The sequence below is a fragment of the Ruegeria sp. AB7 genome (assembly GCF_056542625.1).
The window spans coordinates 227,568-250,988 of record NZ_JBQGAC010000003.1; the positions used below are offsets into that span (position 1 = coordinate 227,568).

At 57.0% G+C, this 23,421-nt stretch carries 24 protein-coding genes and 1 other RNA gene; 12 read left to right on the plus strand and 13 right to left on the minus strand.

Translation table 11 applies throughout. The features are described 5' to 3' along the window. Positions 1-68: 68 nt before the first annotated feature. Together ACR0EN_RS10985 and mgtE are read right to left on the minus strand one after the other, a co-directional pair. Complete coding sequence (locus tag ACR0EN_RS10985; protein ID WP_480586721.1) at positions 69-635, minus strand: 5-formyltetrahydrofolate cyclo-ligase; 567 nt, start codon at positions 633-635, stop codon at positions 69-71. Beyond that, complete coding sequence (gene mgtE, locus ACR0EN_RS10990; protein ID WP_480586725.1) at positions 632-2,026, minus strand: magnesium transporter; 1,395 nt, start codon at positions 2,024-2,026, stop codon at positions 632-634. The genes ACR0EN_RS10985 and mgtE overlap by 4 nt, the downstream gene beginning before the upstream one ends. A 138-nt stretch (positions 2,027-2,164) precedes the next feature. Here mgtE and guaD point away from each other — a divergent pair, with 138 nt between their 5' ends. Further along, positions 2,165-3,454, plus strand: coding sequence for a guanine deaminase (guaD, locus tag ACR0EN_RS10995; protein ID WP_480586728.1), 1,290 nt, complete (start codon positions 2,165-2,167; stop codon positions 3,452-3,454). 65 nt (positions 3,455-3,519) lie between these two features. Here guaD and ACR0EN_RS11000 read toward each other — a convergent pair whose 3' ends face one another. The 3 genes from ACR0EN_RS11000 to ACR0EN_RS11010 all read right to left on the minus strand — a co-directional run bounded on the left by ACR0EN_RS11000 (position 3,520) and on the right by ACR0EN_RS11010 (position 6,176). Then, positions 3,520-4,854, minus strand: a complete 1,335-nt coding sequence (locus ACR0EN_RS11000) for an 8-oxoguanine deaminase (RefSeq protein WP_480586731.1) — start codon at positions 4,852-4,854, stop codon at positions 3,520-3,522. A gap of 114 nt (positions 4,855-4,968) precedes the next feature. After that, a complete protein-coding gene (hisN, locus tag ACR0EN_RS11005) occupies positions 4,969-5,760 on the minus strand; it encodes a histidinol-phosphatase (RefSeq protein WP_170401576.1) in 792 nt (263 codons plus the stop codon). A gap of 44 nt (positions 5,761-5,804) precedes the next feature. Then, positions 5,805-6,176 (minus strand): helix-turn-helix domain-containing protein, encoded by a 372-nt coding sequence (locus tag ACR0EN_RS11010; RefSeq protein WP_170343628.1) that lies wholly within the window; start codon positions 6,174-6,176, stop codon positions 5,805-5,807. A gap of 337 nt (positions 6,177-6,513) precedes the next feature. Here ACR0EN_RS11010 and ACR0EN_RS11015 point away from each other — a divergent pair, with 337 nt between their 5' ends. After that, positions 6,514-7,482, plus strand: a complete 969-nt coding sequence (locus ACR0EN_RS11015; protein ID WP_480586734.1) for an NADPH:quinone oxidoreductase family protein — start codon at positions 6,514-6,516, stop codon at positions 7,480-7,482. Here the strand turns inward: ACR0EN_RS11015 and ACR0EN_RS11020 are convergent. Then, positions 7,466-8,344 carry a LysR family transcriptional regulator gene (locus ACR0EN_RS11020; RefSeq protein WP_170392200.1) on the minus strand — a complete coding sequence of 293 codons (879 nt, stop codon included), beginning with the start codon at positions 8,342-8,344 and terminating at the stop codon, positions 7,466-7,468. The two genes, ACR0EN_RS11015 and ACR0EN_RS11020, sit on opposite strands and share 17 nt — an antisense overlap. 127 nt (positions 8,345-8,471) lie before the next feature. Here ACR0EN_RS11020 and ACR0EN_RS11025 point away from each other — a divergent pair, with 127 nt between their 5' ends. From ACR0EN_RS11025 to ACR0EN_RS11060, 8 genes are all read left to right on the plus strand, one after another. Continuing rightward, positions 8,472-8,690, plus strand: a complete 219-nt coding sequence (locus ACR0EN_RS11025; protein ID WP_480586737.1) for a DUF1127 domain-containing protein — start codon at positions 8,472-8,474, stop codon at positions 8,688-8,690. A 195-nt stretch (positions 8,691-8,885) separates the two neighbouring features. After that, a complete protein-coding gene (locus tag ACR0EN_RS11030) occupies positions 8,886-9,623 on the plus strand; it encodes a Bax inhibitor-1/YccA family protein (protein ID WP_010441904.1) in 738 nt (245 codons plus the stop codon). A gap of 442 nt (positions 9,624-10,065) precedes the next feature. After that, complete coding sequence (locus ACR0EN_RS11035; protein WP_480586740.1) at positions 10,066-11,223, plus strand: LacI family DNA-binding transcriptional regulator; 1,158 nt, start codon at positions 10,066-10,068, stop codon at positions 11,221-11,223. Continuing rightward, a complete protein-coding gene (locus ACR0EN_RS11040) occupies positions 11,220-12,575 on the plus strand; it encodes an extracellular solute-binding protein (protein WP_170420724.1) in 1,356 nt (451 codons plus the stop codon). Before ACR0EN_RS11035 ends, ACR0EN_RS11040 begins: the two co-directional genes overlap by 4 nt. A gap of 57 nt (positions 12,576-12,632) precedes the next feature. Next, positions 12,633-13,865 carry a carbohydrate ABC transporter permease gene (locus tag ACR0EN_RS11045; RefSeq protein ID WP_170401591.1) on the plus strand — a complete coding sequence of 411 codons (1,233 nt, stop codon included), beginning with the start codon at positions 12,633-12,635 and terminating at the stop codon, positions 13,863-13,865. Then, entirely contained in the window at positions 13,865-15,073 is a 1,209-nt protein-coding gene (locus ACR0EN_RS11050) for a carbohydrate ABC transporter permease (protein WP_170732961.1), read from the plus strand. Before ACR0EN_RS11045 ends, ACR0EN_RS11050 begins: the two co-directional genes overlap by 1 nt. Before the next feature lie 5 nt (positions 15,074-15,078). Beyond that, positions 15,079-16,326, plus strand: a complete 1,248-nt coding sequence (locus tag ACR0EN_RS11055; protein WP_480586743.1) for an MGH1-like glycoside hydrolase domain-containing protein — start codon at positions 15,079-15,081, stop codon at positions 16,324-16,326. Next, positions 16,326-17,381 (plus strand): sn-glycerol-3-phosphate ABC transporter ATP-binding protein UgpC, encoded by a 1,056-nt coding sequence (locus tag ACR0EN_RS11060; protein WP_170818791.1) that lies wholly within the window; start codon positions 16,326-16,328, stop codon positions 17,379-17,381. The genes ACR0EN_RS11055 and ACR0EN_RS11060 overlap by 1 nt, the downstream gene beginning before the upstream one ends. Before the next feature lie 294 nt (positions 17,382-17,675). Here ACR0EN_RS11060 and ACR0EN_RS11065 read toward each other — a convergent pair whose 3' ends face one another. After that, positions 17,676-18,182 carry a membrane lipoprotein lipid attachment site-containing protein gene (locus tag ACR0EN_RS11065; RefSeq protein WP_170392214.1) on the minus strand — a complete coding sequence of 169 codons (507 nt, stop codon included), beginning with the start codon at positions 18,180-18,182 and terminating at the stop codon, positions 17,676-17,678. A gap of 207 nt (positions 18,183-18,389) precedes the next feature. Continuing rightward, the gene (rpmG, locus tag ACR0EN_RS11070) at positions 18,390-18,557 is read right to left on the minus strand and encodes a 50S ribosomal protein L33 (RefSeq protein ID WP_010441901.1); all 168 of its coding nucleotides are present in this window, start codon (positions 18,555-18,557) and stop codon (positions 18,390-18,392) included. Positions 18,558-18,937: 380 nt separating this feature from the next. Between rpmG and ACR0EN_RS11075 the strand changes: the two genes are divergently transcribed. Beyond that, positions 18,938-19,270 carry a GYD domain-containing protein gene (locus ACR0EN_RS11075; RefSeq protein WP_170392216.1) on the plus strand — a complete coding sequence of 111 codons (333 nt, stop codon included), beginning with the start codon at positions 18,938-18,940 and terminating at the stop codon, positions 19,268-19,270. Positions 19,271-19,276: 6 nt separating this feature from the next. On the opposite strand, the gene rnpB is transcribed toward ACR0EN_RS11075, so the two are convergent. The 5 genes from rnpB to gatC all read right to left on the minus strand — a co-directional run bounded on the left by rnpB (position 19,277) and on the right by gatC (position 22,974). After that, positions 19,277-19,670, minus strand: an RNA gene (gene rnpB / locus ACR0EN_RS11080) — RNase P RNA component class A. Between the two features lie 124 nt (positions 19,671-19,794). Then, a complete protein-coding gene (locus tag ACR0EN_RS11085) occupies positions 19,795-20,466 on the minus strand; it encodes an N-acetylmuramoyl-L-alanine amidase (RefSeq protein WP_480562401.1) in 672 nt (223 codons plus the stop codon). After that, positions 20,450-21,154 carry a hypothetical protein gene (locus ACR0EN_RS11090; RefSeq protein WP_480562402.1) on the minus strand — a complete coding sequence of 235 codons (705 nt, stop codon included), beginning with the start codon at positions 21,152-21,154 and terminating at the stop codon, positions 20,450-20,452. Before ACR0EN_RS11090 ends, ACR0EN_RS11085 begins: the two co-directional genes overlap by 17 nt. A 41-nt stretch (positions 21,155-21,195) precedes the next feature. Further along, complete coding sequence (gene gatA, locus ACR0EN_RS11095) at positions 21,196-22,683, minus strand: Asp-tRNA(Asn)/Glu-tRNA(Gln) amidotransferase subunit GatA (RefSeq protein WP_170420710.1); 1,488 nt, start codon at positions 22,681-22,683, stop codon at positions 21,196-21,198. A 3-nt stretch (positions 22,684-22,686) separates the two neighbouring features. Continuing rightward, on the minus strand, positions 22,687-22,974 hold the full coding sequence (gene gatC, locus ACR0EN_RS11100; protein ID WP_170392224.1) for an Asp-tRNA(Asn)/Glu-tRNA(Gln) amidotransferase subunit GatC: 288 nt from the start codon (positions 22,972-22,974) through the stop codon (positions 22,687-22,689). Between the two features lie 224 nt (positions 22,975-23,198). Between gatC and ACR0EN_RS11105 the strand changes: the two genes are divergently transcribed. After that, on the plus strand, positions 23,199-23,357 hold the full coding sequence (locus ACR0EN_RS11105; protein ID WP_170401611.1) for a hypothetical protein: 159 nt from the start codon (positions 23,199-23,201) through the stop codon (positions 23,355-23,357). Positions 23,358-23,421: the final 64 nt, after the last annotated feature.

Below are 23,421 nucleotides of genomic sequence, written 5' to 3' on the forward strand. Positions count from 1 at the left end.
CAAACAATCACTCAGCCTGAAGCCTGCCATTGTAAAGGAAATCACGATCGCGCATAGCGAGGGATAACTCAGAAAGTTAGCACCCGGCTTTCAGTAATCACCATATCGAGTGGTTGATCAGTCGGCTCCAGCGGCAGATGTTCGGCTTCCTGCGCATCAAAGGCAAATCCTATGGCCAGCGTCGGGCGCTTGGCGCGCAACCCTTCAAGCGTGCGATCATAGAAGCCGCCGCCATACCCCAAGCGGCCACCCTTCGCATCAAACGCAACCAGTGGCACGATCAGGATCTCCGGGTCGAAATAGTCATCGATCTCGGGCACTTTCGCGCCGAAGGGTCCATCTTTCAGCATGCCCTCAGGCGTCCATCGAGAGAAGCGCAAGGCCTGCCCTGCGGCCTGAATGACAGGCACGCCCACTGGGCCATATGCAGAAGCCTCGGCCATTGCAGGCAGCGGGTCGATTTCGGTGCGGATCGGCATGTAGCCGGACATGGGAACACCGCGATGACCCGCCAAAACCTCGGACAAGCGCCCGGCCGCGCCCGGGATGCGCATATCAAACGCTACCTTGCGTCGCGCGAATGCCGCCTTGCGCGCTGCGGCCTTGATTTCGGTCAGATCGGTTGTCTCGGTCAAAGTAGCACCACGCTGGCAAGCCCCAGAAAGATGAAGAACCCCATGACATCCGTTGTCGTGGTCACAAAGGTTCCTGACGCCAGCGCCGGGTCAACACCCAGACGGTCCAGCACGACCGGTACTACCGTACCAGCAAAGCCCGCGATGATCATGTTCACGACCAGCGCAGATCCGATCACGACACCCAGCAGCGGGGAGTCGAACCACATCATCCCGACGGTTCCCAACACGATAGCGAAACACAGCCCGTTGAGCATTCCCACCAGCAGTTCTCGCCGGATCACGCGCCCTACGTTCGAGCCGGTCAAGTCGCGTGTTGCCAACGCCCGCACTGCAACGGTAAGTGATTGGGTCCCGGCATTGCCCCCCATCGAGGCGACGATCGGCATCAGGATCGCGAGCGCCACCAGTTGATCAATCGCGGCCTCAAACTGAGAAATCACCAGCGATCCGCAAATCGCCGTAACCAGATTGACACCAAGCCAAGGCAAGCGGCGCCTACTGGTTGCCGCTACACTATCGGACAGAGAGCTTTCGTCCGAGACGCCCGCAAGACGCAGCATATCCTCTTCGTATTCTTCGTCCAGGACCACCATCGCATCGTCGATGGTGATGACACCGACCAAACGACCGTCGCCATCCACGACGGGAGCCGAAATCAGGTGATACTGATTGAACGCATAGGCCACGTCCTCTTCATCCTGTTCGACGGGGATGGTGTGGAATTCATCTTCGGCAATGTCCTGCAGCGGCACCTCGCGCCGGGTTGCCATCAACTTGCCCAGCGTGACCTGAGCAACCGGTTTCAATCGCGGGTCAACAAGTATGACGTGATAGAACTGTTCCGGCAAATCGTCGTTGGCACGCATGAAATCGATGGCCTGCCCCACGGTCCAGTGATCGGGCGCCATGACCACCTCGCGCTGCATAAGGCGGCCAGCAGAGTTTTCTGGATAAGATAGGGCTTGCTCTGCCGCGACGCGTTCGGAGTCTTCAAGCGCGCCCAGGATGGTTTCTTGCTGCGGCTCTTCAAGGTCTTCCAGAAGGTCAACAACGTCATCACTTTCCATATCCCGAACGGCTTCGGCCAGAACGTCCGGTTTCAGGACATTGATTACTTCTTCCCGAACTGACTCGTCGAGCTCCGACAGGATATCGCCGTCGAACTCTTTGTCATACAGCCGGATCAGGCGCGCACGGTCGTAAGGATTGATCTGTTCCAGAAGGTCAGCGATATCGGCCGCGTGTAGCGGCTCCATCAGCTCAACCAGCTTGGCACGATCTTCGACATCAACCGCATAAAGGATGGCCGCAACGGTTCGCGGGTCCAGCGCATAGGCGTCTTCGTCACGGGGCTGATCGGGTCTGGCTTCGTCGTTGCCTGTCGTCATGCGCTGCCCCTCTTTCTTGTCGATTGCCCCTAGATAGAAGAAGCAGCTACCGGAAAACAATGACAATGGTCCAATTTACCCGCATCTTTCGCGCCCCTATGCTGGTTGGCGGTCCAAAACAGGCGGAGAACAGAACAAATGGCGCAAAAGACGCTTCTGAAGGGACGTGTGCTTAGCTTCAACGGATCACCGTTCGAAGGTGAGCCCACCGATGCGACCAAAATTCACCAAGCCGTCCTGATCGAAGATGGCCGCATCGCGGCACTGGGCCAGGCGTCCGACCTGTCTGACGCGCATCCCGAAGCCAACATTAAGGATTATGGCGATCAGCTGATCATGGCGGGATTTGTGGATTCTCATGTCCACTATCCGCAGACGGCAATGATCGCGAGTTGGGGAAAGCGGCTGATCGATTGGCTGAACAGCTACACGTTCCCTGAAGAGATGAAGTTTGACGACCCCGCCTATGCCGCTGAAATTGCAAACAGATATCTAGACCTAACCGCAGCCCATGGCACCACAACCATGTGCAGCTTTTGCACCATTCATCCAGAGAGTGTTGATGCCTTCTTTACCGCCGCGCAGGCGCGTGGGCAGCGGGTTGTCGCGGGTAAAACCTGCATGGATCGCAATGCGCCTGAGGGGCTGCGAGATACTGCACAAACCGGGTACGACCAGTCCAAAGCTCTGCTTGAAAAGTGGCATGGGGTTGATCGCATATCTTACGCCATCACTCCACGATTTTCGCCGACATCGACGCCAGAACAGCTGGAGGCGATGGGCGCGCTTTGGGCCGAGCATCCCGACTGCCTGATGCAAACCCATCTGAGCGAACAGACCGATGAGATCGAATGGGTCGGATCCCTGTTCCCCGACACGCGCGACTATCTGGATACGTACGAGCAGTTTGGTTTGCTGAGCGGAAATGGCCTTTATGGGCACGCGATCCATCTGGAAAACCGAGAGCGGGATCGTCTGCGCGAGGTAGATGCAGCTCTGATCCACTGCCCCACATCAAACACGTTTATCGGCTCTGGCCTGTTTGACATGAATGGTCTGATCCACTCAGGGCACCGCGTGGGCTTGGCCACCGACACCGGAGGCGGCTCAAGTTTTTCAATGCTGCGCACAATGGCTGCGGCCTATGAGATTGGTCAATTGCGGGGCCATCCCTTGCACCCGTCGCAATTGCTTTGGCTTGGAACGGTGGGATCGGCTCGTACCCTGCGGATGGATGACCGTATTGGAAACATCGCCGTGGGCATGGAGGCCGATCTGGCGGTGCTGAACCTCGCATCGACGCCCGCTATCGCCCAGCGCGAAGCTCATGCTGATGATCTTTGGGAAGCGGTGTTCCCGACCATCATGATGGGTGATGACCGTGCCGTAACCGATACCTGGATCGCCGGACGAGCCGTTTCTGGTTGATAGGAATGGGCCTACGGCCCATGCCTCCGGCGGAGGTATTTTTAGCCAGATGAAGAGCGGATCCGCTATTCTGCCAGCGCGCGTGCCAGACGATTCTGGGTTTCTATGACCCTTGGCAGGTCGATCGTGGCGATCTGACTGTTACGAACAATCTGGCGTCCCTCGACAAAGAGGTGTTTGACACGCGTTGGTCCGGCCAGAAGGAGCGCAGCGGGGTCCCAACTGCCTGCACTTTCAATTCCTTGCACGTCCCAAATGGCAATATCAGCTCGTTTACCGGGCATAAGCCGGCCGCAATCGGGCCGATTCAACACATCCGCCCCGCCTCGGGTGGCGATCTCAAGCGCCTCACGGGCCGACATGGCGTCAGCGCCGTTTGCGACTCGTTGCAGCAGCATGGACTGGCGCGCCTCGGCCATCAGATTGCCGCTGTCGTTGCTGGCTGATCCATCCACGCCCAACCCGACTGGCACGCCTTGATCACGCATTTTTCGGACTGGCGCGATACCTGAACCAAGACGACAATTGGAACATGGACAGTGCGCAACGCCGGTTCGGCTACGTGCAAACAGGTCAATCTCGGCGCCATCCAGCTTGACACAATGAGCGTGCCAGACATCCGAACCGGTCCAGCCTAATTCTTCGGCGTATTGGCCGGGTCTACATCCGAACTGATCTTGAGAATAGGCAATATCCTCATCGTTCTCCGCCAGATGGGTGTGCAGCATCACACCTTTGTCGCGCGCCAACAGCGCGGCATCACGCATCAAGTCTCGGCTAACCGAGAACGGCGAACATGGCGCCAAACCAACGCGACACATCGAACCCTCAGATGGGTCGTGATAGGCGTCTACGACACGGATCATATCCTCCAGAATAGCCTGCTCGGATTCGACCAAAGCATCAGGAGGCAGTCCACCATCACTTTCGCCAATGCTCATAGCCCCACGCGTGGGATGAAAACGCAGCCCCAGCTCTGACGCTGCATGGATCGTGTGTTCAAGCCGCGCGCCATTGGGATATAGGTAAAGGTGGTCAGAGCTAAGCGAGCAGCCGGACAGTGCCATCTCGGCCAATCCGATCTGGGCAGATGTAAACATCTCGTCAGGACCAAAGCGGGACCAGATGGGATAGAGCGTTCGCAACCAACCAAACAGCAAAGCGTCCTGCCCGCCGGGAACCGCGCGGGTGAGCGTTTGGTAGAGATGGTGATGGGTGTTCACCAGACCGGGGGTCACAACACACCCAGTGGCATCATGTATTTCGCCATCGCTCGCAAGGCGCTGGCCAATCTGGGCAATCTTACCATCCCGAACCAGCAGATCAGCGCCTGCAAGCTCTTGCCGATCATCATCCATAGTCAGGATCATATCGGCGTTTCGGATCAGAAATTCTGTCATTTTCGCACTCCCGCATACTGCCCGTCTCATGCATGGAGTGATGGGCTGGTGGAAAACGGGCGTAAGAACCAGCCGTGATCAGTTTAAAGTCGCAAAGAAGGGTCGGCAACCCGTTTAGTATTGCTTCAGAATTTCTAGCGCTGCCGCATGAATCTCAGTATTGGCTGCAGCGAGCGCACGCCCACCATTATGAGCGGGATTGCCCTGCCAATCCGTCACAATTCCACCCGCGGCCTCGATCACCGCGATTGGTGCCTGGATATCGTAGGAATTCAATCCAGCCTCGACCACTAGATCGGTTTGACCTGCAGCGAGCAACGCGTAGGCATAACAATCCATCCCATAGCGTGTCAGCTTCGTTTTCTGAGAAACCGCCTTGAAGGCGGCGGCCTCGACCGCGCTGCCAACCTCCGGGAAGGTGGTGAAGATGATCGCCTGGTCCAGAGATCGAGTGTCACGCGTCCCAAGTTCGGTGCGTCCCAAAGGGCCTTTGACAAAGGCGTGCTCTTTATCTCCGATAAAACGTTCGCCGATATAGGGCTGATCGATCACACCAAGCTTCGGTCCAGTCTCATCGCTTAGGGCGATCAGAACACCCCATGTGGGCGTACCACTTATGAAACCGCGCGTGCCATCAATTGGGTCCAGCACCCAAACTCGTCCGCTTGTTCCCTCGGAATGACCGAACTCTTCCCCCAGGATACCGTCCTCAGGCCGGTGATCAGCCAGCACCCTACGCATTGCTTTTTCTGCTTCGCGATCAGCGGCTGTCACCGGATCAAAACCGGCATCGAGTTTGTTGTCTGTCTTCAGGTTAGATTGGCGGAAAAACGGAAGAATGGCCGCCCGCGCAGCGTCGGCCATTTCTTCGGCAATCTCTAGATCGCTTCGTAGGGTGTTTTGCATTGCTTACCCGTGCGCCCCACACCCCGCGAAGTCAAGCGCTTGTATCAGGCGACGTCGCTCAGCACGCGTGCCAGTTCAAACAGGCGGCGACGCTGGTTTTCCGGGATCGCATAATACGAGCGAACAAGATCAAGCGCTTCTTTGTCACCCATCAAATCCGCAGGAACCGATTTCTTGTCTGCATCCGACTTCTGAGCCTCTTCAAGACCCTCGAAGAAAAAGCTGACGGGAACATCCAACGCTTCGGCAATGTCCCACAAACGCGATGCGCTTATCCGGTTGGCCCCTGTTTCGTATTTTTGGATTTGTTGAAACTTGATACCAACTTGCTGCGCCAACTGCTGCTGAGTCATGCCAATCAGCCAGCGGCGATGCCGGACGCGTTTGCCCACATGGACATCGACGTGATGGGTCATTGGTAGTCTCCTTTACACAAACACCTGTCCGGGAAACCGCGACAGCAGCCATCGCCGCTTAGTTAGCGGGTCGCTGCTTAAGAACTCCCTAATTCGGATCGTGCCCCCCGAACAGCACCATAGTTCAATATTGCCGCAATCCGTTATTTTTTCAAGCTGGTTGAATCAGAGAATTCGAACAGTGGTTTGTGGTTGTACGGCCAACATAGAGATTGATAGTTTCTAAATGGGAAACAGTTGATCCACCCTATTCAGTTTAACGCTGTGAAGATTGCGAATGGAATTGACAAACGGTCAAGCCAAACGGCCTATGGCGACAAAAGAGCGGAGACCAATGATGCAGGCATTTCGTATCGAGACCAAAGGGGCACCCGCTCAGCTATGCGAAACACGCGAAGCACCGCTGCAAGAGAACCAAGTTCGTATCGCAATCCGCGCCTGCGGCCTGAACTTTGCAGACCTTCTGATGCAGAAAGGAACGTATCAAGACACCCCCGAAGCACCGTTTACGCTGGGCATGGAGATTGCAGGGATTGTCACCGAAATTGGAAACAATGCTACGCATTTGAAGTTGGGCGATCGTGTTGCAGTCTATTCAGGTCAAGGCGGCCTGGCCGAATCAGGCGTTTTTGATGCGGACCGGGCAATTCCCCTTCCAGATTCCATGAGTTTCGAAGACGCGGCCGCGATCCAAATTGCCTATGGCACCAGCCATATTGCTCTTGCGCACCGGGCGCGACTGCAATCGGGCGAGACCCTACTGGTCACCGGTGCTGCCGGTGGCGTGGGATTGACCGCAGTTGAAATCGGAAAACTGATGGGGGCGACAGTCATCGCCCAAGCCCGCGGGCATGACAAATTGGCCGTGGCACAAAAAGCTGGTGCAGACCATTTGCTTGACGCAAGCGAAGACCTGCGCGACCGCGTTCTCGCTCTGGGTGGTGCTGACGTGGTCTACGATGCGATTGGTGGAGATGTCTTCAAGGCCGCCTTCCGCGCGACCAACCCGGAAGGCCGCTTGTTACCGATCGGATTTGCGGGAGGTGAGGTGCCCCAGATCCCGGCCAACCATCTATTGGTCAAGAACCTGACCGTGATCGGCGTATATATCGGCGGCTATCTGAATTTCAGACCCGAGATCGTGCGCGACAGCTTCAGCACCTTGTTCCGCTGGCATTCTGAGGGCCGGATAAAGCCTCATATCAGCCACGTCCTGCCCTTGCAGGATGCAGCAAAAGGTTTGGAACTGCTGCGCGATCGCAAATCCACTGGCAAGGTGGTGATCCGCATCAACTCGCCACTTTAAGCGGCTGCGCCGTTGGATGATTGAAATTTTGGCGCAGTAGGTTCGCAAGCTCTGATACGTATTCCTCACGTACCCGCTCGGCACCATAGAGGTTGATGAACTGCACAGGCAAATCCGGCAGAACCCCGGCATGGTCAATCAGTTCCTGATGGCTGGGCTGGGTGCCTTCCAGCAAAACTCCCACAGCCAGATCAGCGCTGACGGTGGCTTCAACGGTGCGGTCGGAATCGCTGTCGATGCTCATATCCCATTCGATTCCCGCATCATCCAGCGCCGCTGTCGCGACTGGGCGAAAAATGCAATTCCGGCAAAACCCCAGCCGCAAAGGCTTTTGGCGCCAGGCAGATCCGTTCAACGCGCCAACCCAACGCAAAGGCATATGGTGCAGGGTTTCGGCACCTTCGCCCGCACCCGATTCCGTAGTCACAATCAGATCGAAGCTTCCGCGTGCGAACTCTTCTTTCAAGTGCCGCGTGTTGGACGTTACCAAGTTCACGCTGACCCGGGGAAAGCTGGCATTGAAACGCTTCAACACCCGCGGGATGAACGGATGAACGACGTCATGCGGTACGCCTAGCACGACCTCGCCCTCAAACGCCTGATCCGTCAGCCGCCCGATTACCTCATCATTCAACGCAATCATCCGCCGCGCATAAGCCAGCAACTGCTCTCCGGACGCCGTTAGCGCGATGGTTCGGCCGGATCGATCCAGTAATTCCAGGCCCAAAAGCTCTTCCAGCCGCTTGAGCTGCATAGAGACCGCAGATTGCGTGAGGTGAAGAAATCCAGCGGCACGCGTCACGCCACCATGATCAGCAACAGCTACGAAAGACCGCAATGTAGTGATGTCCAAATTTCGCATGTTCAAGATTCCTTATGAGACTCGTCATAAACATTCATTTCCAAAATATGTCAGACTGCTCCATATAGATCAAGGAAATTGATTGAATCGCTAAGTTTCATCAAACAATCAGGAAAGGGCAATGATCATGACCCATATAGCCATCTCAACCCCTCGTCGCATCAAGCGTAAGGCGATTGGTGCTCGGATACTTGACCTGTTTAACCTCGCTCGTCAGCGTCGCGAACTCGCCCAGCTTGATGATGATGCACTGAATGACATCGGCGTTTCACGCAAAGACGCGCGTAACGAAGCAGAGCGCCCGTTCTGGGACGCGCCCGACTGCTGGCACAAACATCTGTATTAATTCGAAAATACCGGCGGCTTGAGGGATTTGGCGACCAAGCCGCCGGTTTTTTGGCGACAGTTGCAAAAATTGCCGACAGTTTTGCTGAGTTTCAGGCTTAAAACCCTTGAAACGAGGGCCACACTCTCCGATATTTACCGGGAAACCGGCTCGCATCCGTGGGCTGCGAACAGAATATTGAAGGGAGACCCCTATATGGCACAATTCGACACGATCCGGACGGCGTCCGGCGCGCGCGCTGCCGAGATAGACGAGGGCCTGCGCGCCCATATGAACAAAGTCTACGGCACGATGTCCGTAGGCATGCTGATCACATTTGCCGTGGCATGGGCCGTGGGCTCGAGCCCGCAACTGCTGTCGATCTTCCGTGATCCGGTCACGCTGAGCCCCAATATCCTGGGCTGGATCGTGATGTTTGCACCTTTGGCGATGGTGTTTGGCTTTGGCGCCGCCATCAACCGCCTCTCGGCGTCCGGCGCACAGCTGTTCTTTTATGCATTTGCAGCCGTGATGGGCCTGTCGCTGAGCTGGATTTTCGTAGCATTCACCGGCATCTCGATCGCGCAGGTATTCCTGGTGACTTCGATCGCGTTTGCAGGTCTTTCGCTGTACGGTTATGTGACCAAGAAAGACCTGTCCGGCATGGGTACTTTCCTGATGATGGGCGTTATCGGCCTGATCGTCGCGATGGTTATCAACATCTTCCTGCAGTCGCCTGCGATCATGTTCGCAGTGTCGATCCTGGGTGTGCTGATCTTTGCCGGCCTGACCGCCTATGACACGCAGAAGATCAAAACCACCTATCTGCAGATGGCTCATGCTGGCGATCAGGAATGGCTTGGCAAAGCGGCAATCATGGGTGCATTGAACCTGTATCTGGACTTCATCAACATGTTCATGTTCCTGCTGCAACTACTGGGCAACAGAGAATAAAACTGCTTCCAACAGAATACAGAAAGCCCCGCTTAGCACTCCGCTAAGCGGGGCTTTTTTTATGTTGCTCTTCAAAAGCCCATACCAAGCCTTGGTGAATTCGCATGATGTTCTGACTAGTTTATTTTGCCTCCACAAATTTTACACGCCCTCATAGCCGGATAGTCGCCCGTATTTACGCATAGTCCTCATGCTCAATTCACCGATTCCCATCAAAGCTCCGCGAACAATGATCAGCCTGCAGTTACTGTAGCAGTCGGCAGTCAACCATGTTGGCGCAACCCTAATTTTGCACCACTCTGAAAGCCGCGTTTGCAAGTTTGCATATGCGTTCATCAGCGCCTTTCGCCATTGGAACGTTCGTGTACTTGGTCGATCCAATCAAAGAATTTCATAATTTTGATTGCCGAAACCGGTTTCGGAGAAAACAAATAGAAGAATGATGACGAATCCAAGTCTCCAGCAACCGCAGTCTCGCCCCCGGAGTCATTCTGGCCCCGGCAGGGTAAAACTGGATCAATTGGCCGATCATCTTGGGCTTTCTAAGAGCACGGTGTCCCGCGCCCTGAATGGATATACCGACATCTCGGAATCCACGAGAAAGCGCGTTGAAACCACGGCGCGAAAGATGGGCTATCGCCCACTCAGCCATGCGCAGGCGATACGAACCGGGCGGGTGCGCGCCATCGCCATGGTCATCAACAGCGAAGAACCAGACCGGCATAATCCATTTCTTCAGGACTTTCTGGCCGGAGCATGCGAAGCGGCGAGCGCATCCGACTGGACGATGACGATTTCTACGGCGAAGTCCGAAAAAGATATGCTTGATGTATTGGGGCGGCTTGTCGAAGAGCGCAAAGCCGATGGATTCATTCTGCCCCGGACCGAGGTCGACGATGCGAGGGTGAAATACCTGCAAGAGTTGAAGGTTCCCTTCATCATGTATGGCCGCACGGGGTATGGGCAGGCGGACTGGCAGGATGAGACATCCTGGTTCGACATTTCGGGTGAATCTGCAACCCGTGATGCGGTCGGTCGACTCGTCGATTTTGGCCATACGCGTATCGGCTATGTCGGTAGCGATCCGAAATTCAACTACAGCCATCTGCGCCGTGACGGTTATCTCGAAGGTCTCAAGATCGCGAGCTTGCCTGCCGATCCCGAGTTGTTCCGGGAAGGTGCTCGTACGCGCGAGGAGGGTGCGGTTGAGGCACGCGCGCTTTTGACGCTGAATCACCCACCTACTGCAATAGTGTTTGCAACAGATCTTGCTGCGTTGGGGTGTTACTCGGTCTGTGCAGAACTGGGCCTCGAGGTCGGGCAAGATGTATCAATTTTGGGATATGACGGCATCCCTGAATGCCAATATGTCAGCCCTGGTCTAACCACGTTCAGCGTCGATTCTAAGCGGGCCGGAGAACGCCTTGCGACGATGCTGATCAGTCAGACTCGCGGTGAAGCACCGACAGATCTGCGTGAGATTAGTGAGGCCGTTCTGATCGAACGCAATTCCGACGGGCCACCAAGCGTTACAGCCGAGGAACTGGCCCGAAAAATTCAACTTTCAAAAGATCATAACCGGGGAGGAAACCGACTATGAAACTTGCACCTTTAGCATCGCGAATGATGCTTGGAACATCGCTTGCGCTAGTATTGGCGGCGATGTCCGCTCAGGCGGATACGATCCGCTTCTGGACCACCGAAGAACAGCCCGAGCGGCTGGCCAAGCAACAGGAAATGGCTGACCAGTTCAAGGCTGAAACCGGCACCACGGTCGAGGTTATCCCGGTCACCGAAAGTGATCTGGGTACACGCGCCACAGCAGCATTTGCCGCCGGAGACCTGCCAGATGTGGTCTATCATCCGCTGCAATATGCCCTGCCATGGGCTGAAGCGGGCATTTTGGACACCGAAGCCGCCACCGAAGTGATCGAAGAACTGGGCGCCGACACCTTCGCCCCCGGCGCGCTTGGTATGGCGGCGTTCAACGACGAAACCGCGTCGGTACCGGTCGATGGATGGACTCAAATGGTTGTCTACCGCAAAGACCTGTTTGATGAAGCTGGCCTTGAGGCCCCGAACTCATTCGCCAACGTCGTCGCTGCGCTGGAGCAGTTGCACAACCCGCCCGAGATGTACGGTTTCGTTGCTGCAACCAAAGTTGATGAAAACTTCATGAGTCAGGTTTTGGAGCATGTGTTCCTCGCCAATGGCGTGACCCCTGTTGGCGCGGACGGCTTCCAACCGCTGGATGAAGCCAAGACCATAGAGGTATTGGATTTCTACAAGGCGATCTCGAAAGCCTCGCCCCCGGGTGAGCTATTCTGGAAACAATCGCGCGAGCTGTATTTTGATGGCAAAGCAGCGATGATCATCTGGTCGCCCTTCATCCTTGACGAACTGGCCGGTCTGCGCGACAGCGCCCCGCCGACGATCAACGATGATCCGACCTCGCGCGATCTGGCCTCGAAGACCGGTATCGTCACTAACTTCTCGGGCCCATCGAACCCGGATGGCGCGGCTTGGGGTGACGTTCGTTACTTTGGCATCACCAACGACGCCGACACCGACGCGGCGATGGAGTTCGTGAAATTCGCCATGGACGACGGCTATACTCAAACACTGGCCATCGCACCCGAGGGCAAGTTCCCGGTCCGTCGCGGTAATGCTGACAACCCGACCGCGTTCTCGGAAGCATGGGCAGAGCTGCCTGTAGGCGTGGACCGCAAAGCCCCGTTGGGCGAGCTGTATGATCAGGCGATGATCGATGAGATCGTCGGCGGTCTGGACGTGGCGCAGCGCTGGGGCGTTGCTGAAGGCCAGCTGGCTTTGGCGTCCAAAATGATCAACAGCCAGGCAATTAACCGGGTCGTGCGCCAATATATCGACGATGAAATCGATGCCGCCGCTGCAGTGGCCGCAATGAACGACGAGCTCGCGAAGGTTCAGTAACCTTGTGACACATGCAGCGGCGATTACGCCGCTGCACCCAACCCTTCGAGGTATCCCATGTCTTCGGCCACCCCACCGACCGGAACCGGGGCGCTAGCCAAACGCGAGGCGCGTCTGGCCTGGACGCTGCTGGCTCCGACAGTGATCAGTGTATCGCTTGTGGTGATCCTGCCCTTGCTGGCGATCTTCTGGATCAGCTTCAAGCCCTTCACCCTGTCTGACCTTCGTCCGCCTGCACCTGTGGTGCGTGAAAGCCTGCGCGGATCAGGAGACGATCTGCGGATTGAATACCGCGTCCGCAACTCAAGTCAGGACATCGCCGTTGTCGGCGTCACCCTGACAGATGTTCTACCGGACGGCGTGACGGCGCGCGAAGTTGCAAGTCCCTGTGTTCTGGACGGGCAAAACCTGTTCTGCGATTTCGGCACACTGGAAGGCGGTCAACGCGAACGCATCCGTATTCCGGTCACTTTGAACGGAGATCCGGACGCTTTCGAAGAGCTGCTCGAAGGATCAGAGCCCGGCGTGACCGGGAGCGGACCCAGCGTCCTGACCAACCTTGAATTCAGTCTGGAAAACTACGCCCGTGTCTTTGATGGAGACGAGTTTTGGGGCGTGCTGTGGGTTACGTTGTTCTACACCGTGGTCGGCACCATTGGGGCTTTGGTGATGGGCCTGTTTGCAGCCTTGTTACTGAATAAAAGCTTCAAGGGACAAGGGTTCATACGCGGCCTCTATCTGTTCCCCTATGTGGCGCCGGTCATCGCTGTGGCCTTCACATGGGTCACCTTGTTCGACCCGTTCTCGGGTTCTGCCAACGCATTGTTGGTGCAGATGGGACTAAGCAGTGAACCGATCAACTTCTTCGGGGAACGCCCTTTGGCGCTTATCATGGTGACAGTGTTCGAAATCTGGCGCTATTTCCCGCTGTCGTTCCTGTTCATTCTGGCGCGGATGCAATCAATCGACTCCAGCATGTATGAAGCAGCAGATATGGATGGAGCCTCACCATTCCAGAAATTCTGGCTACTGAGCATCCCGCAACTGCTGGGCATCCTGTCGGTACTATTCCTGCTGCGCTTCATTTGGACGTTCAACAAGTTCGACGACATCTTCCTGCTGACCGGCGGCAATGCCGGCACCCGTACTCTGACCGTAAATGTCTACGAACAGGCCTTTGCGGTTTCGAACATCGGCGCAGGCGCAGCGGTGGCCGTTGTGATCCTGATGTGCCTGATCGCCTTCAGCTTCGTCTTCTTCCGCTTCATCAGCCGTGAGGAGGGTTTGTGATGCGCAAAGGGTATATAACCGCCCCGATTCTAGGCGCGCTCTGGCTGGTGGTGATCGCCACAACAGTCGCCATCACCATGTCATTCTCGACCGGGGCTGCGTTCCGGCCACAGGTCTTGCTCTGCTTGATATGGGGGGCTGTTGCCGGTCTGGTGTATGTCCGCTTCCCGGCGCAACGCGCACCGGCCCGACTGGGTGTTTCCGCCTTGTTAGGCCTGTCTTGCCAGACCGGAGTCGGGCCTGTCCTGATCGGCTCTGACACATCCCTGCAGGCAATACTGGTCACCGTGGTAGCGATGGCAGTCGTGATGCACCTATCCGTTGCCGCAATCCTGAAAGAGACACCGTTCGGCGAGCTCACCCGCCACGAGTACGAAGAGGCCGTGATCCGGTTCTGCACGGGCTTTGGCTATATCTTCTTCACGGCGATCGTGATCATCCCGTTCTATGTGATGGTGATGACCAGCCTGAAGTCGCAACAGGCCCTGTTGCAGAACCCGCTGGATTTCTCGGTAGATCTATCACAAGGCACCGCGCTGTTTCGCAGCTATACCGAACTGTTTCGCGATTTCAACTTCGGCACCTATCTTTGGACCTCGCTCTACGTCTCGGTCCTGACGGTCTTTATCACCCTGCTGTTCAGCGTCCCCGGAGCCTATGCGGTGGCGCGGTTCCGTTTCTCGGGGCAAAAGGCGTTCTCACGCTCGATCCTGCTGATCTACATGGTGCCGATGATCGTCCTGGCGCTGCCGATCTATATCGCGTTCTCGCTGACCGGCTTGCGCAACTCGATCCTTGGCATCGTCATGATCTACCCGGTCACGACGATCCCAGTCGCGCTGTACATGCTGCAAGGATATTTCCGTGGCTTGCCGACTGAGGTGGAAGAGGCCGGTCTCATGGATGGGCTGTCGCGGCTGGCAGTGATTTGGAAGATTACGCTGCCGCTTAGCCTGCCTGCGCTGGCGTCGGTCTCGCTCTACGTCTTTATGATCGCTTGGAACGAGTTCCTGCTGGCCTTCATGCTGCTGGACGACCCTTCGAAATTTACCCTGACCCGAGGCGTCACGATGCTTAACTCCTCGGAGATTCCCCGACAACACCTGATGGCGGGTGCGGTGATCGCCACCGTTCCGATCATGGCGCTGTTCCTGGGACTTGAACGTTTCATGACTAAGGGCCTGACTGCGGGGTCCGTCAAAGGATGACTGAGATGAACCAACATACAAACCCCGACCGCGAGGCGCGCAACATTCTGGTTGCCAATGATCGCGGCGGCTACACCATCCCGACCGAAGGGCTTTACCCCTATCAATGGAATTGGGACAGCGCGATTGCGGCGCTTGGCTTTGCCGAGTTCGACATTGATCGAGCCTGGGTGGAACTTGAAACACTGTTCTCGGGCCAGTGGGACGATGGAATGGTGCCGCATATCCTGTTCCACAAACAGGATGACGGATATTACCCCGGCCCGGATGTCTGGGGTGGCCACGGGCCGATCCCGTCCTCTGGCATCATTCAGCCCCCGGTGGCTGCAACTGTGGCGCGGAAGATCTGGGAAAAAGATGGCGATGCAGGCGCGGACCGCGTTCGCGCGCTTTTCCCATCTCTGCTGGCGTGGCATCGCTGGATCATGAGATGGCGACTCGACGAACACGGCGCGGTCTGCACCACGCATCCGTGGGAAGCTGGTCGCGACAATGCACCGGACTGGGACAAAGCAATGGAGGGCGTAGATCCCACAGGTGTCGGAGACTACCAGCGTCGTGACACAAGCCACGTCAACAGTGCAGACCGACCGACCAAATACGACTATGACCGCTATATCAAATTGGTTCAGATCGGCTGCCAGGCCGACTGGGATCAACAGAAGTTGCTGAGCCTGAATCCCTTCCGAGTCGCAGATCCGACGATGACATTTATCGCGCTGCGCGCCGCACGCGATCTGCAGGAGATCAGCGAAAGGCTTGGAATTGCTGCGGATGGACTAAGTAGCGACATTCAAAGGCTCGAAGCGGGCGCGCGATCTTTGTGGAACGAAACGCTGAGCTCGTTCGACTCGCGTGATGCGCTGACTGGTGATTGGGCCGGAAGCATCTCTAACGCGTCGTATCTTTGCTGGTTTGGGGGACTTGACTCACAGCACATGCTGGAGCGCCTGCGGGCGACGCTTGCAAAAGTACCCTTTCCAGTTCCCAGCTATGACCCCGCGATGCCCAACTTCGACCAACGCAGGTACTGGAGGGGTCCCACTTGGGGGTTCATGAATATGCTGATCGGGTTTGGATTGGCGGATATGGGGCACCTCGAAGAAGCCGAGGCACTGCGCCAGAAAACGTCGCAGCTGATCGCAACAAACGGCTTCGCTGAATACTACGATCCTCTGACCGGCAGCCCTGCCGGAGGGAATTCATTCACCTGGACGGCCGCGGTTTGGCTGCATTGGGCAGGGAGGAACTAATGGGCAGCATCGAACTAAAATCCGTCGAAAAGTGGTTTGGCTCGGCCCAGGTCATCAAAGGCGTTGACCTAATGATTGATGAAGGTGAATTCATCGTCTTCGTCGGTCCATCGGGCTGTGGAAAATCCACCCTGCTTCGCATGATCGGTGGGCTTGAAGATATCTCGCGCGGATCGCTATTAATAAACGACAATGATGTTACGGATCACCCGCCCTCCAAGCGGGGTCTGACGATGGTGTTCCAGTCCTATGCGCTTTATCCCCACCTGACGGTCGCCGAAAACATGGGGTTCTCACTTAAGGTCGCGGGTGTTCCGAAGGCCGAGATAGCAGAGCAGGTCAATAAAGCCGCCGAGGTTCTCAAGCTGGGACCTTTTCTGGAACGTCGCCCCAAGGACCTGTCCGGTGGACAGCGGCAGCGCGTTGCGATTGGTCGTTCTATCGTGCGCGACCCGACGGCGTTTCTGTTCGATGAACCGCTCTCGAATCTTGATGCAGCGCTTCGTGTCGAAATGCGTTACGAAATCGCGAAACTTCATCAGAACCTAAAGCGCACAATGATCTACGTGACGCACGATCAGGTTGAAGCGATGACATTGGCCGACCGCATCGTCGTGCTTGAGTACGGCAAGATCGCGCAAGTCGGCACACCCCGCGAGCTTTACGAACGCCCTGCCAACCTGTTTGTCGCACAGTTCATTGGCAGCCCCAAAATGAACATATTGCCGTGCACGACTCAGAACGATGGCTACACTTTGGAACATGGCAGAGGCGGCGACTTCGCGCGCTCGGGGGTAGCAAGCAAACTCGGCATTCGCCCCGAACACATCGATGTTGTATCATCGGGCGATGGGCAATGTGATGGCATCATCGAGGTGATTGAGTATCTGGGGGCAGATACCTTCCTGATCGTGGATTGCGGCGCCGAAGAGAAGGTTACCGTGCGCCTAAATGGGGACACCGCTCTAAAGCCTGGGGCAAAGATCGGCCTGCATTTTCCCACCGACAAACTTCATTTCTTTGACGAGAATGGGCAGGCATTGGTAGAGCAATGAACGTTGCTTCCTATCAGTTGAGGTTAAACAGTTCTGCTGATCTGGGCAGAGTTTCACCACTGATTATTCTTTGGCGGTGAGGCGGAATAGAGAACACGCATAGCGCTTGCTTGGATGCCAACGGATGGCGGGGGCCTCTGAACTCGCGTGATCATCGCCCGGTGTGTCACATGGATTGAATGACCGGTGCTGGGTTCGGGCCCTTGTTCAGTGCCTCGTAAGACTTGCAGAAACACTGAAACTAGAAAGCCCCCGCCAATGGCGGGGGCTTTTACTTAGATTGTGTAAGCTAAATTAACGGCAGTTCAGTGGCACTGCAAAACCCGAACTGCGCTCGGACGAACCTTTGCGGTATACATCACCCGCGGGCAAACATCCGGTAAAGCGTTCCGTTTGAGCGCCAAAGGCCGAGCCCACCGATGTATCAACTTTGGTGGAGTTGTTTTCCGTACGCAGGACGCCGAACAACTGACCGTTTACACTGACATTGCTCAGGTACAGATTGGTATCACTGCCAGTGAGCTGAACTGAATTCGCATCTGAGCGACCGCCATTATCGATTGCGACACCCGCGATCTTTTCAAGCTCGGCTTTGTCCGATGTAACCTGGACCGTTGGCAGCTTGGCCAGTTCCGCCGGGATGTTGGTTTCTGGCGGCAAAAAGGCTACGGCGCCTTTTACATCCGACACTGTGCGCGGTTCACCATCAATCCCGGTGAAACCAACACCTTCGCGGTTAAAGGGGTCTTCGCAGGCTGACAATGTCAGAACAGCAAGAGCGGGCAACAAGATTTTTTTCATGGCGGTCAACATTTTGGAAAGGGTTGCTGAAGCGTAGCGGCAGGGGATTAGAAAAAGCAAGCCGCTGAGATTCAGAACACCCAAACCTCTGATGCGCCCCTGCAACGCCCCTGCTTGGTTTAGGCCGACCAAGAGATACCCCAAAACAATACAAAAAAGGACCCTGCATGGCAGAGTCCTTCTTCAAAAAGTATGTCAGAGGGCAGATTACTTGATCTTGCCTTCTTTGTACTCGACATGTTTCCGAGCGACCGGATCGTATTTACGAATGGTCATTTTCTCGGTCATGGTGCGCGCGTTCTTCTTGGTCACGTAGAAGTGGCCCGTGCCCGCGGTCGAGTTCAGACGGATCTTGATTGTCGTCGGCTTCGCCATGGTTATCTCCTGCGTCCGAAAAGGCAGGGGCCTTTCGGTTGAATCCTTATGAGCGTGCGCTTTTAACCGCTCATGCGCCCAAGTCAACCGGATTCGCCGCGTTAGGGGAACAATTCCTGACACGGCTTCAAGAGCAGTCGATTTGGAGCGCTCACGATTCTGTGATAGTGTCGCCGGAACCTTCGAAGCCCGTTTTGCGGACTTAGGTAATACCGGGCCGGATGTAAATTCCGGCGGACAACACCGCTCACAACTATAGCAACGCCCGGCTGTCTATTTGGCCGGGTCTTTTCCGGTTTGCGCGCAATCCTGCACGCGACACGGCCAAGGAGTCGGCCGCTTTTAGCGCTCCGAATAAACTGCAACCAAGGGAGAGAAATATGCCTGTTTTCATTACCTATGCGTCTTATTCGCAAGATGGGGTCAAAGGAATGTTGGCAAAACCGGAAGATCGCACCGGTCCCGTCAAGGCCTTGCTTGAGAAAGCAGGCGGCAGACTGATCTCATTTTATATAACCACCGGAGGCAATGATGTCGTCGTTATCAGCGAACTGCCTGAAGGCAGTGATGCTGTGGCAATTGGCATGGCCGTCGCGGGCACGGGTGCGGTTTCGAGGATCGAGACCGTTCGCGCATGGTCGGCGCAGGAATTTGTTGCCGTCGCCGAAAAAGCTGCAGCACTTGGCGGCACCTACACACCTCCGGGCGGTTAACAGGAGATGCGCGGAGGGCCTGTAAGCCGGATCCTGTTCCAGGGTTGCCCCCTTCGATGACCATTCCTCTAGGCCGTGCATTGCTGCGCGGCTCGAGCTGCCAACCCGGTCCCTCTCGGCCAAGGCGTGCCTAGCGGCGGTATCGGTTTGCACCGACCGGCCCGCGCGGGGACCCTATTCGGCATTGCTCCCGGTGGGGCTTGCCGTGCCGCCACTGTTGCCAGCGGCGCGGTGGGCTCTTACCCCACCGTTTCACCCTTGCCACACATGTGTGGCGGTCTGATTTCTGTGGCGCTTTCCGTCGGGTTTCCCCGCCCGGGCGTTACCCGGCACCGTTGCCTTGTGGAGTCCGGACTTTCCTCTCGGGCCTAACGACCCCAGCGGCCATCCGGCCCTCCGCGCGTGGGTTGGGTAGGCTCTGTGCGTGATGGCGTCAAGAGGGGTTGGGGTGGTGAAGGGGCCAGCCCCTTCTTGGCCTACGGCCAATTCATCCCCGAGATATTTTTGGCCAGATGAAGGGCGGATCAGGTCGATTTTGGGAGCGGACAGAGGGCTATGAGATCATCGGGGTGCAAGGGGCCTGAGGCCCAGGGGCGATAGCGCAGGCGTGTGGATTTTAGGAGCGTCTTCTCGTCGCTTGTCGCTGTGTAGCCCCGGTTCTGCGCCAGCTCGCGGAAGTTGACGTTCGGTTCGAGGGCAGTACCACGCCGAGCGGCAAGGCGCTGGTGTTCCAGCCTTTGCCAGTCGAACCGGGGGCCGGGGTCGGACTTGCGGCCCGGTGCCATGTCGGAATGCCCGATCACACCCTCTGGCGCGATGGTCCAACGCTGCATGAGTTCGGGCAAAAGCTGTTCCAATACACGCATTTGGGGTTCGGCAAACGGGTGATCTCCGCCATTGTCCAGCTCGATCCCGATCGAGCGGGAGTTTATGTCGGCTTGCCCTTGCCACTCCCCTGCCCCGGCGTGCCAAGCGCGATCTTCCTCTCGGACAAGCTGCCAGAGCGCACCGTCACGACCTATCAGGTAGTGGGCGGAGACCTCGGGACCCGGATCGCTGAGACGTTCAAGCGCGGCAGCAGCGCTCTCCATTGCGGTGTAGTGCAGCACAATCAGCTTGGGCGACAGCCCATCCCGACGGGGGCCGAAATTGGGCGATGGGTGCCAGATGGGGGAGAGCTTAGTTTTTGACGGCACTGCGGAACGGGCTGGGGTCCCAGCCGCAGGCGTAACCGTCGCCATCCGGATCCAGCCCTTTGCGGTCACGCTGGGGGCCTCCATTCGACAGAAACTCAATCTGCGCCTGATCAGGAGAGGCGAACTGAGCGCAGTTGCGCTGTGCCTTGGCCTGCAGGTTAAATCCGGCTCGGCTGTACAACTGGGTACCGATGGGGTTCGAAGTGCTTAGGGCGTATTGCACGATATTGGGTTGCCCGTCAGAGCCACGCTCGGGCACGGCAGTAGGGGCGACGACCTCGTAAGACTGCCGATTCTGTTCGATACGAGCGGCGTCGGCATCGATACTGCGACGGTTTGAGACAGCCTCAAAATCCTGTTCATCAGAGATACTTGGGTTGTTTGTTGCAGTCAGAGGCGCGACGCGCGTCTCTTGACCCGACGTATTCGCCAAGGCAATGGCCGTCTGGTTGGCGATGTCAGAGGCGTCGCCTGTTGGTACGGCACCAACAGCCCCCTGCGCCGAGAGCGGCTGCTCTGAAACCGCCTCGGGTGGCGCAAGCGGATTACCGGCCAGACCCTGGCCGGCCAGTTCGGCCTCGCGCTGCGCCTGATATTCCGGCGTATTGAAACCGGTACCCGAAACAGGGGTAACGGTATCACATGCCGCGATCAACCCAAGGGCCGGGATCAGAAGCAATTTGCGCATTTGGCTGCTCCGGTTCTTTATTGCCGTGTCAGGATTGAGGATTACCACCATTTTCCGGGCTTGGCCACAAACCCAGCCGCGCTCTCTAGCGCGTAGGCGGTGTTGAGCAGATCGCCTTCCTCCCACGGACGGCCGATCAGCTGCAGACCCAACGGAAGGCCCTGTTTGTCCAGACCAGCAGGAACCGAAATACCGGGCAGGCCAGCGAGGTTCACTGTCACGGTGAACACATCGTTCAGGTACATCTGAACAGGATCAGCCTCGGTCATCTCGCCCAGACCGAACGAGGCCGACGGCGTTGCCGGGGTCAGGATCGCATCAACGCCTGCGGCAAAGACATCTTCGAAGTCCTTCTTGATCAGGGTGCGGACCTTGCGGGCGCGGTTGTAGTAGGCGTCATAGAAGCCTGCAGACAGCACGTAGGTGCCGATCATCACCCGGCGCTGGACCTCATGACCGAAGCCTTCGGCGCGGGTCTTTTCGTACATCTCGGTGATGCCATCGCCCTGAGCCAGCTGTGCACGGCGGCCATAACGGACACCGTCATAGCGGGCGAGGTTCGACGACGCCTCGGCAGGAGCAATCACGTAATAGGCAGGCAGCGCGTATTTAGTATGCGGCAGCGAGATATCGACGATTTCGGCGCCTGCGTCTTTCAGCATAGCGGTGCCATCGGCCCAAAGCTTTTCAATCTCGGCAGGCATGCCGTCCATGCGGTATTCCTTGGGGATACCGATTTTCTTGCCTTTGATATCGCCGGTCAGCATCGCCTCGAAATTTGGCACGGCCAGTTCGGCGCTGGTGGAATCCTTGGGGTCATGACCGCACATGGTTTCCAGCATGATCGCTGCGTCACGGACGTTCTTGGTCATCGGTCCAGCCTGATCCAACGAAGACGCAAAGGCCACGATACCCCAACGCGAGCAACGACCATAGGTTGGCTTGATGCCGGTGATGCCGACAAAAGCAGCAGGCTGGCGGATCGAACCGCCGGTATCGGTACCGGTCGCGGCCAGACACAGGTCAGCCGAGACAGCCGAGGCTGAGCCACCGGAGGAGCCGCCGGGTGTCAGCTGTGCATCGTCATTGCCGCGCCGCCACGGGCTGACGGCGTTGCCGTAGACAGAGGTTTCATTGGACGAACCCATGGCGAATTCGTCCATGTTCAGCTTGCCCAGCATCACGGCACCGGCATCAGCCAATTGTTGCGACACGGTGGATTCGTATTCGGGCTTGAACCCCTCGAGAATTTTCGAGGCCGCTTGCGAGGGCACGCCCTTAGTGCAAAACAGGTCCTTGATGCCGATCGGCAGACCGCACATCGAAGGCGCGTCACCGCCTTTGATCCGCTCATCCGCCGCCTTGGCGCGCTCCAGCGCGATCTCGGGCGTTTTGTGGACAAAGGCGTTGAGCGCGTCGGCGTCGTCAATCGCCTTGAGGCAAGCCTCGGTCAGTTCAACGGATGTGACATCTTTGGCACGCAGCGCGTCGCGGGCCTCGGCCAGGCCCAATTTGTTCAGTTCGCTCATGACTTACTCCACAACTTTTGGAACAGCGAAGAACCCTTCGCGCGCATCGGGGGCGTTGGATAGGACTTTGTCCTGCTGGTTTCCATCGGTGACCACGTCCTGACGACGCTTCAGGCGCATCGGCTCAACCGAGACCATCGGCTCGACGCCTTCGACATCCACTTCGTTCAGTTGCTCGATAAACCCGAGGATATTGTTGAACTCGGACGCCAGCGCAGGCAGCGCATCATCCTCGACCTTGATCCGGGCCAGTTTGGCCACCTTGGCGGCGGTGCTTTGGTCAATCGACATCGGAAACCCTCATCTACGTTAGGGGGCGTTTACCTGCCTGCCGCAACACTCGCAAGAGCGACAGGCGGCAGACGCGGATTCAAACCCAATATCGCCAGCTGCCATGCATATTTGAATGGCTGATATGCAAATAAGTAAACCGATTAGTTCAGTTTTGCCATTGAAAAAATGAACCGAACAGTTCACCTCAATATCGTGACGCAACGAGAAATCGGAGACACCTCATGAAAACCCTTCTTCCCGCCTTCATCTTGTCCGCTCTGGTTCTGACCTCGCCAGCCTTGGCTTTGGGTATCGATATGAACAATCTGACCCGAAACCTTAGCTTCCCCGCGCCTGTTTCGGAGCCCGTGACGAGGGACCACACCCAGGCAGGCAAATAACCCTGACCTGCGCGCCGGATCGGTACGCCCCCTCCCGATCCGGCGCTTTTTACAATTGACTGCT

Bases quoted from the DNA above. Each gene is read 5' to 3' on its own strand.
- ACR0EN_RS11020 (WP_170392200.1), bottom strand. From the start codon at position 8,344: ATGCGAAATTTGGACATCACTACATTGCGGTCTTTCGTAGCTGTTGCT.
- gatA (WP_170420710.1), bottom strand. From the start codon at position 22,683: ATGAGCGAACTGAACAAATTGGGCCTGGCCGAGGCCCGCGACGCGCTG.
- ACR0EN_RS11060 (WP_170818791.1), top strand. From the start codon at position 16,326: ATGGGCAGCATCGAACTAAAATCCGTCGAAAAGTGGTTTGGCTCGGCC.
- ACR0EN_RS11010 (WP_170343628.1), bottom strand. From the start codon at position 6,176: ATGACCCATCACGTCGATGTCCATGTGGGCAAACGCGTCCGGCATCGC.
- ACR0EN_RS11075 (WP_170392216.1), top strand. From the start codon at position 18,938: ATGCCTGTTTTCATTACCTATGCGTCTTATTCGCAAGATGGGGTCAAA.
- mgtE (WP_480586725.1), bottom strand. From the start codon at position 2,026: ATGACGACAGGCAACGACGAAGCCAGACCCGATCAGCCCCGTGACGAA.
- ACR0EN_RS11035 (WP_480586740.1), top strand. From the start codon at position 10,066: ATGACGAATCCAAGTCTCCAGCAACCGCAGTCTCGCCCCCGGAGTCAT.
- ACR0EN_RS11000 (WP_480586731.1), bottom strand. From the start codon at position 4,854: ATGACAGAATTTCTGATCCGAAACGCCGATATGATCCTGACTATGGAT.
- ACR0EN_RS11090 (WP_480562402.1), bottom strand. From the start codon at position 21,154: ATGCGCAAATTGCTTCTGATCCCGGCCCTTGGGTTGATCGCGGCATGT.
- ACR0EN_RS11065 (WP_170392214.1), bottom strand. From the start codon at position 18,182: ATGAAAAAAATCTTGTTGCCCGCTCTTGCTGTTCTGACATTGTCAGCC.
- ACR0EN_RS11015 (WP_480586734.1), top strand. From the start codon at position 6,514: ATGCAGGCATTTCGTATCGAGACCAAAGGGGCACCCGCTCAGCTATGC.
- ACR0EN_RS11045 (WP_170401591.1), top strand. From the start codon at position 12,633: ATGTCTTCGGCCACCCCACCGACCGGAACCGGGGCGCTAGCCAAACGC.
- gatC (WP_170392224.1), bottom strand. From the start codon at position 22,974: ATGTCGATTGACCAAAGCACCGCCGCCAAGGTGGCCAAACTGGCCCGG.
- rpmG (WP_010441901.1), bottom strand. From the start codon at position 18,557: ATGGCGAAGCCGACGACAATCAAGATCCGTCTGAACTCGACCGCGGGC.
- ACR0EN_RS11025 (WP_480586737.1), top strand. From the start codon at position 8,472: ATGACCCATATAGCCATCTCAACCCCTCGTCGCATCAAGCGTAAGGCG.
- ACR0EN_RS11055 (WP_480586743.1), top strand. From the start codon at position 15,079: ATGAACCAACATACAAACCCCGACCGCGAGGCGCGCAACATTCTGGTT.
- ACR0EN_RS11030 (WP_010441904.1), top strand. From the start codon at position 8,886: ATGGCACAATTCGACACGATCCGGACGGCGTCCGGCGCGCGCGCTGCC.
- ACR0EN_RS11050 (WP_170732961.1), top strand. From the start codon at position 13,865: ATGCGCAAAGGGTATATAACCGCCCCGATTCTAGGCGCGCTCTGGCTG.
- guaD (WP_480586728.1), top strand. From the start codon at position 2,165: ATGGCGCAAAAGACGCTTCTGAAGGGACGTGTGCTTAGCTTCAACGGA.
- ACR0EN_RS11105 (WP_170401611.1), top strand. From the start codon at position 23,199: ATGAAAACCCTTCTTCCCGCCTTCATCTTGTCCGCTCTGGTTCTGACC.
- hisN (WP_170401576.1), bottom strand. From the start codon at position 5,760: ATGCAAAACACCCTACGAAGCGATCTAGAGATTGCCGAAGAAATGGCC.
- ACR0EN_RS11040 (WP_170420724.1), top strand. From the start codon at position 11,220: ATGAAACTTGCACCTTTAGCATCGCGAATGATGCTTGGAACATCGCTT.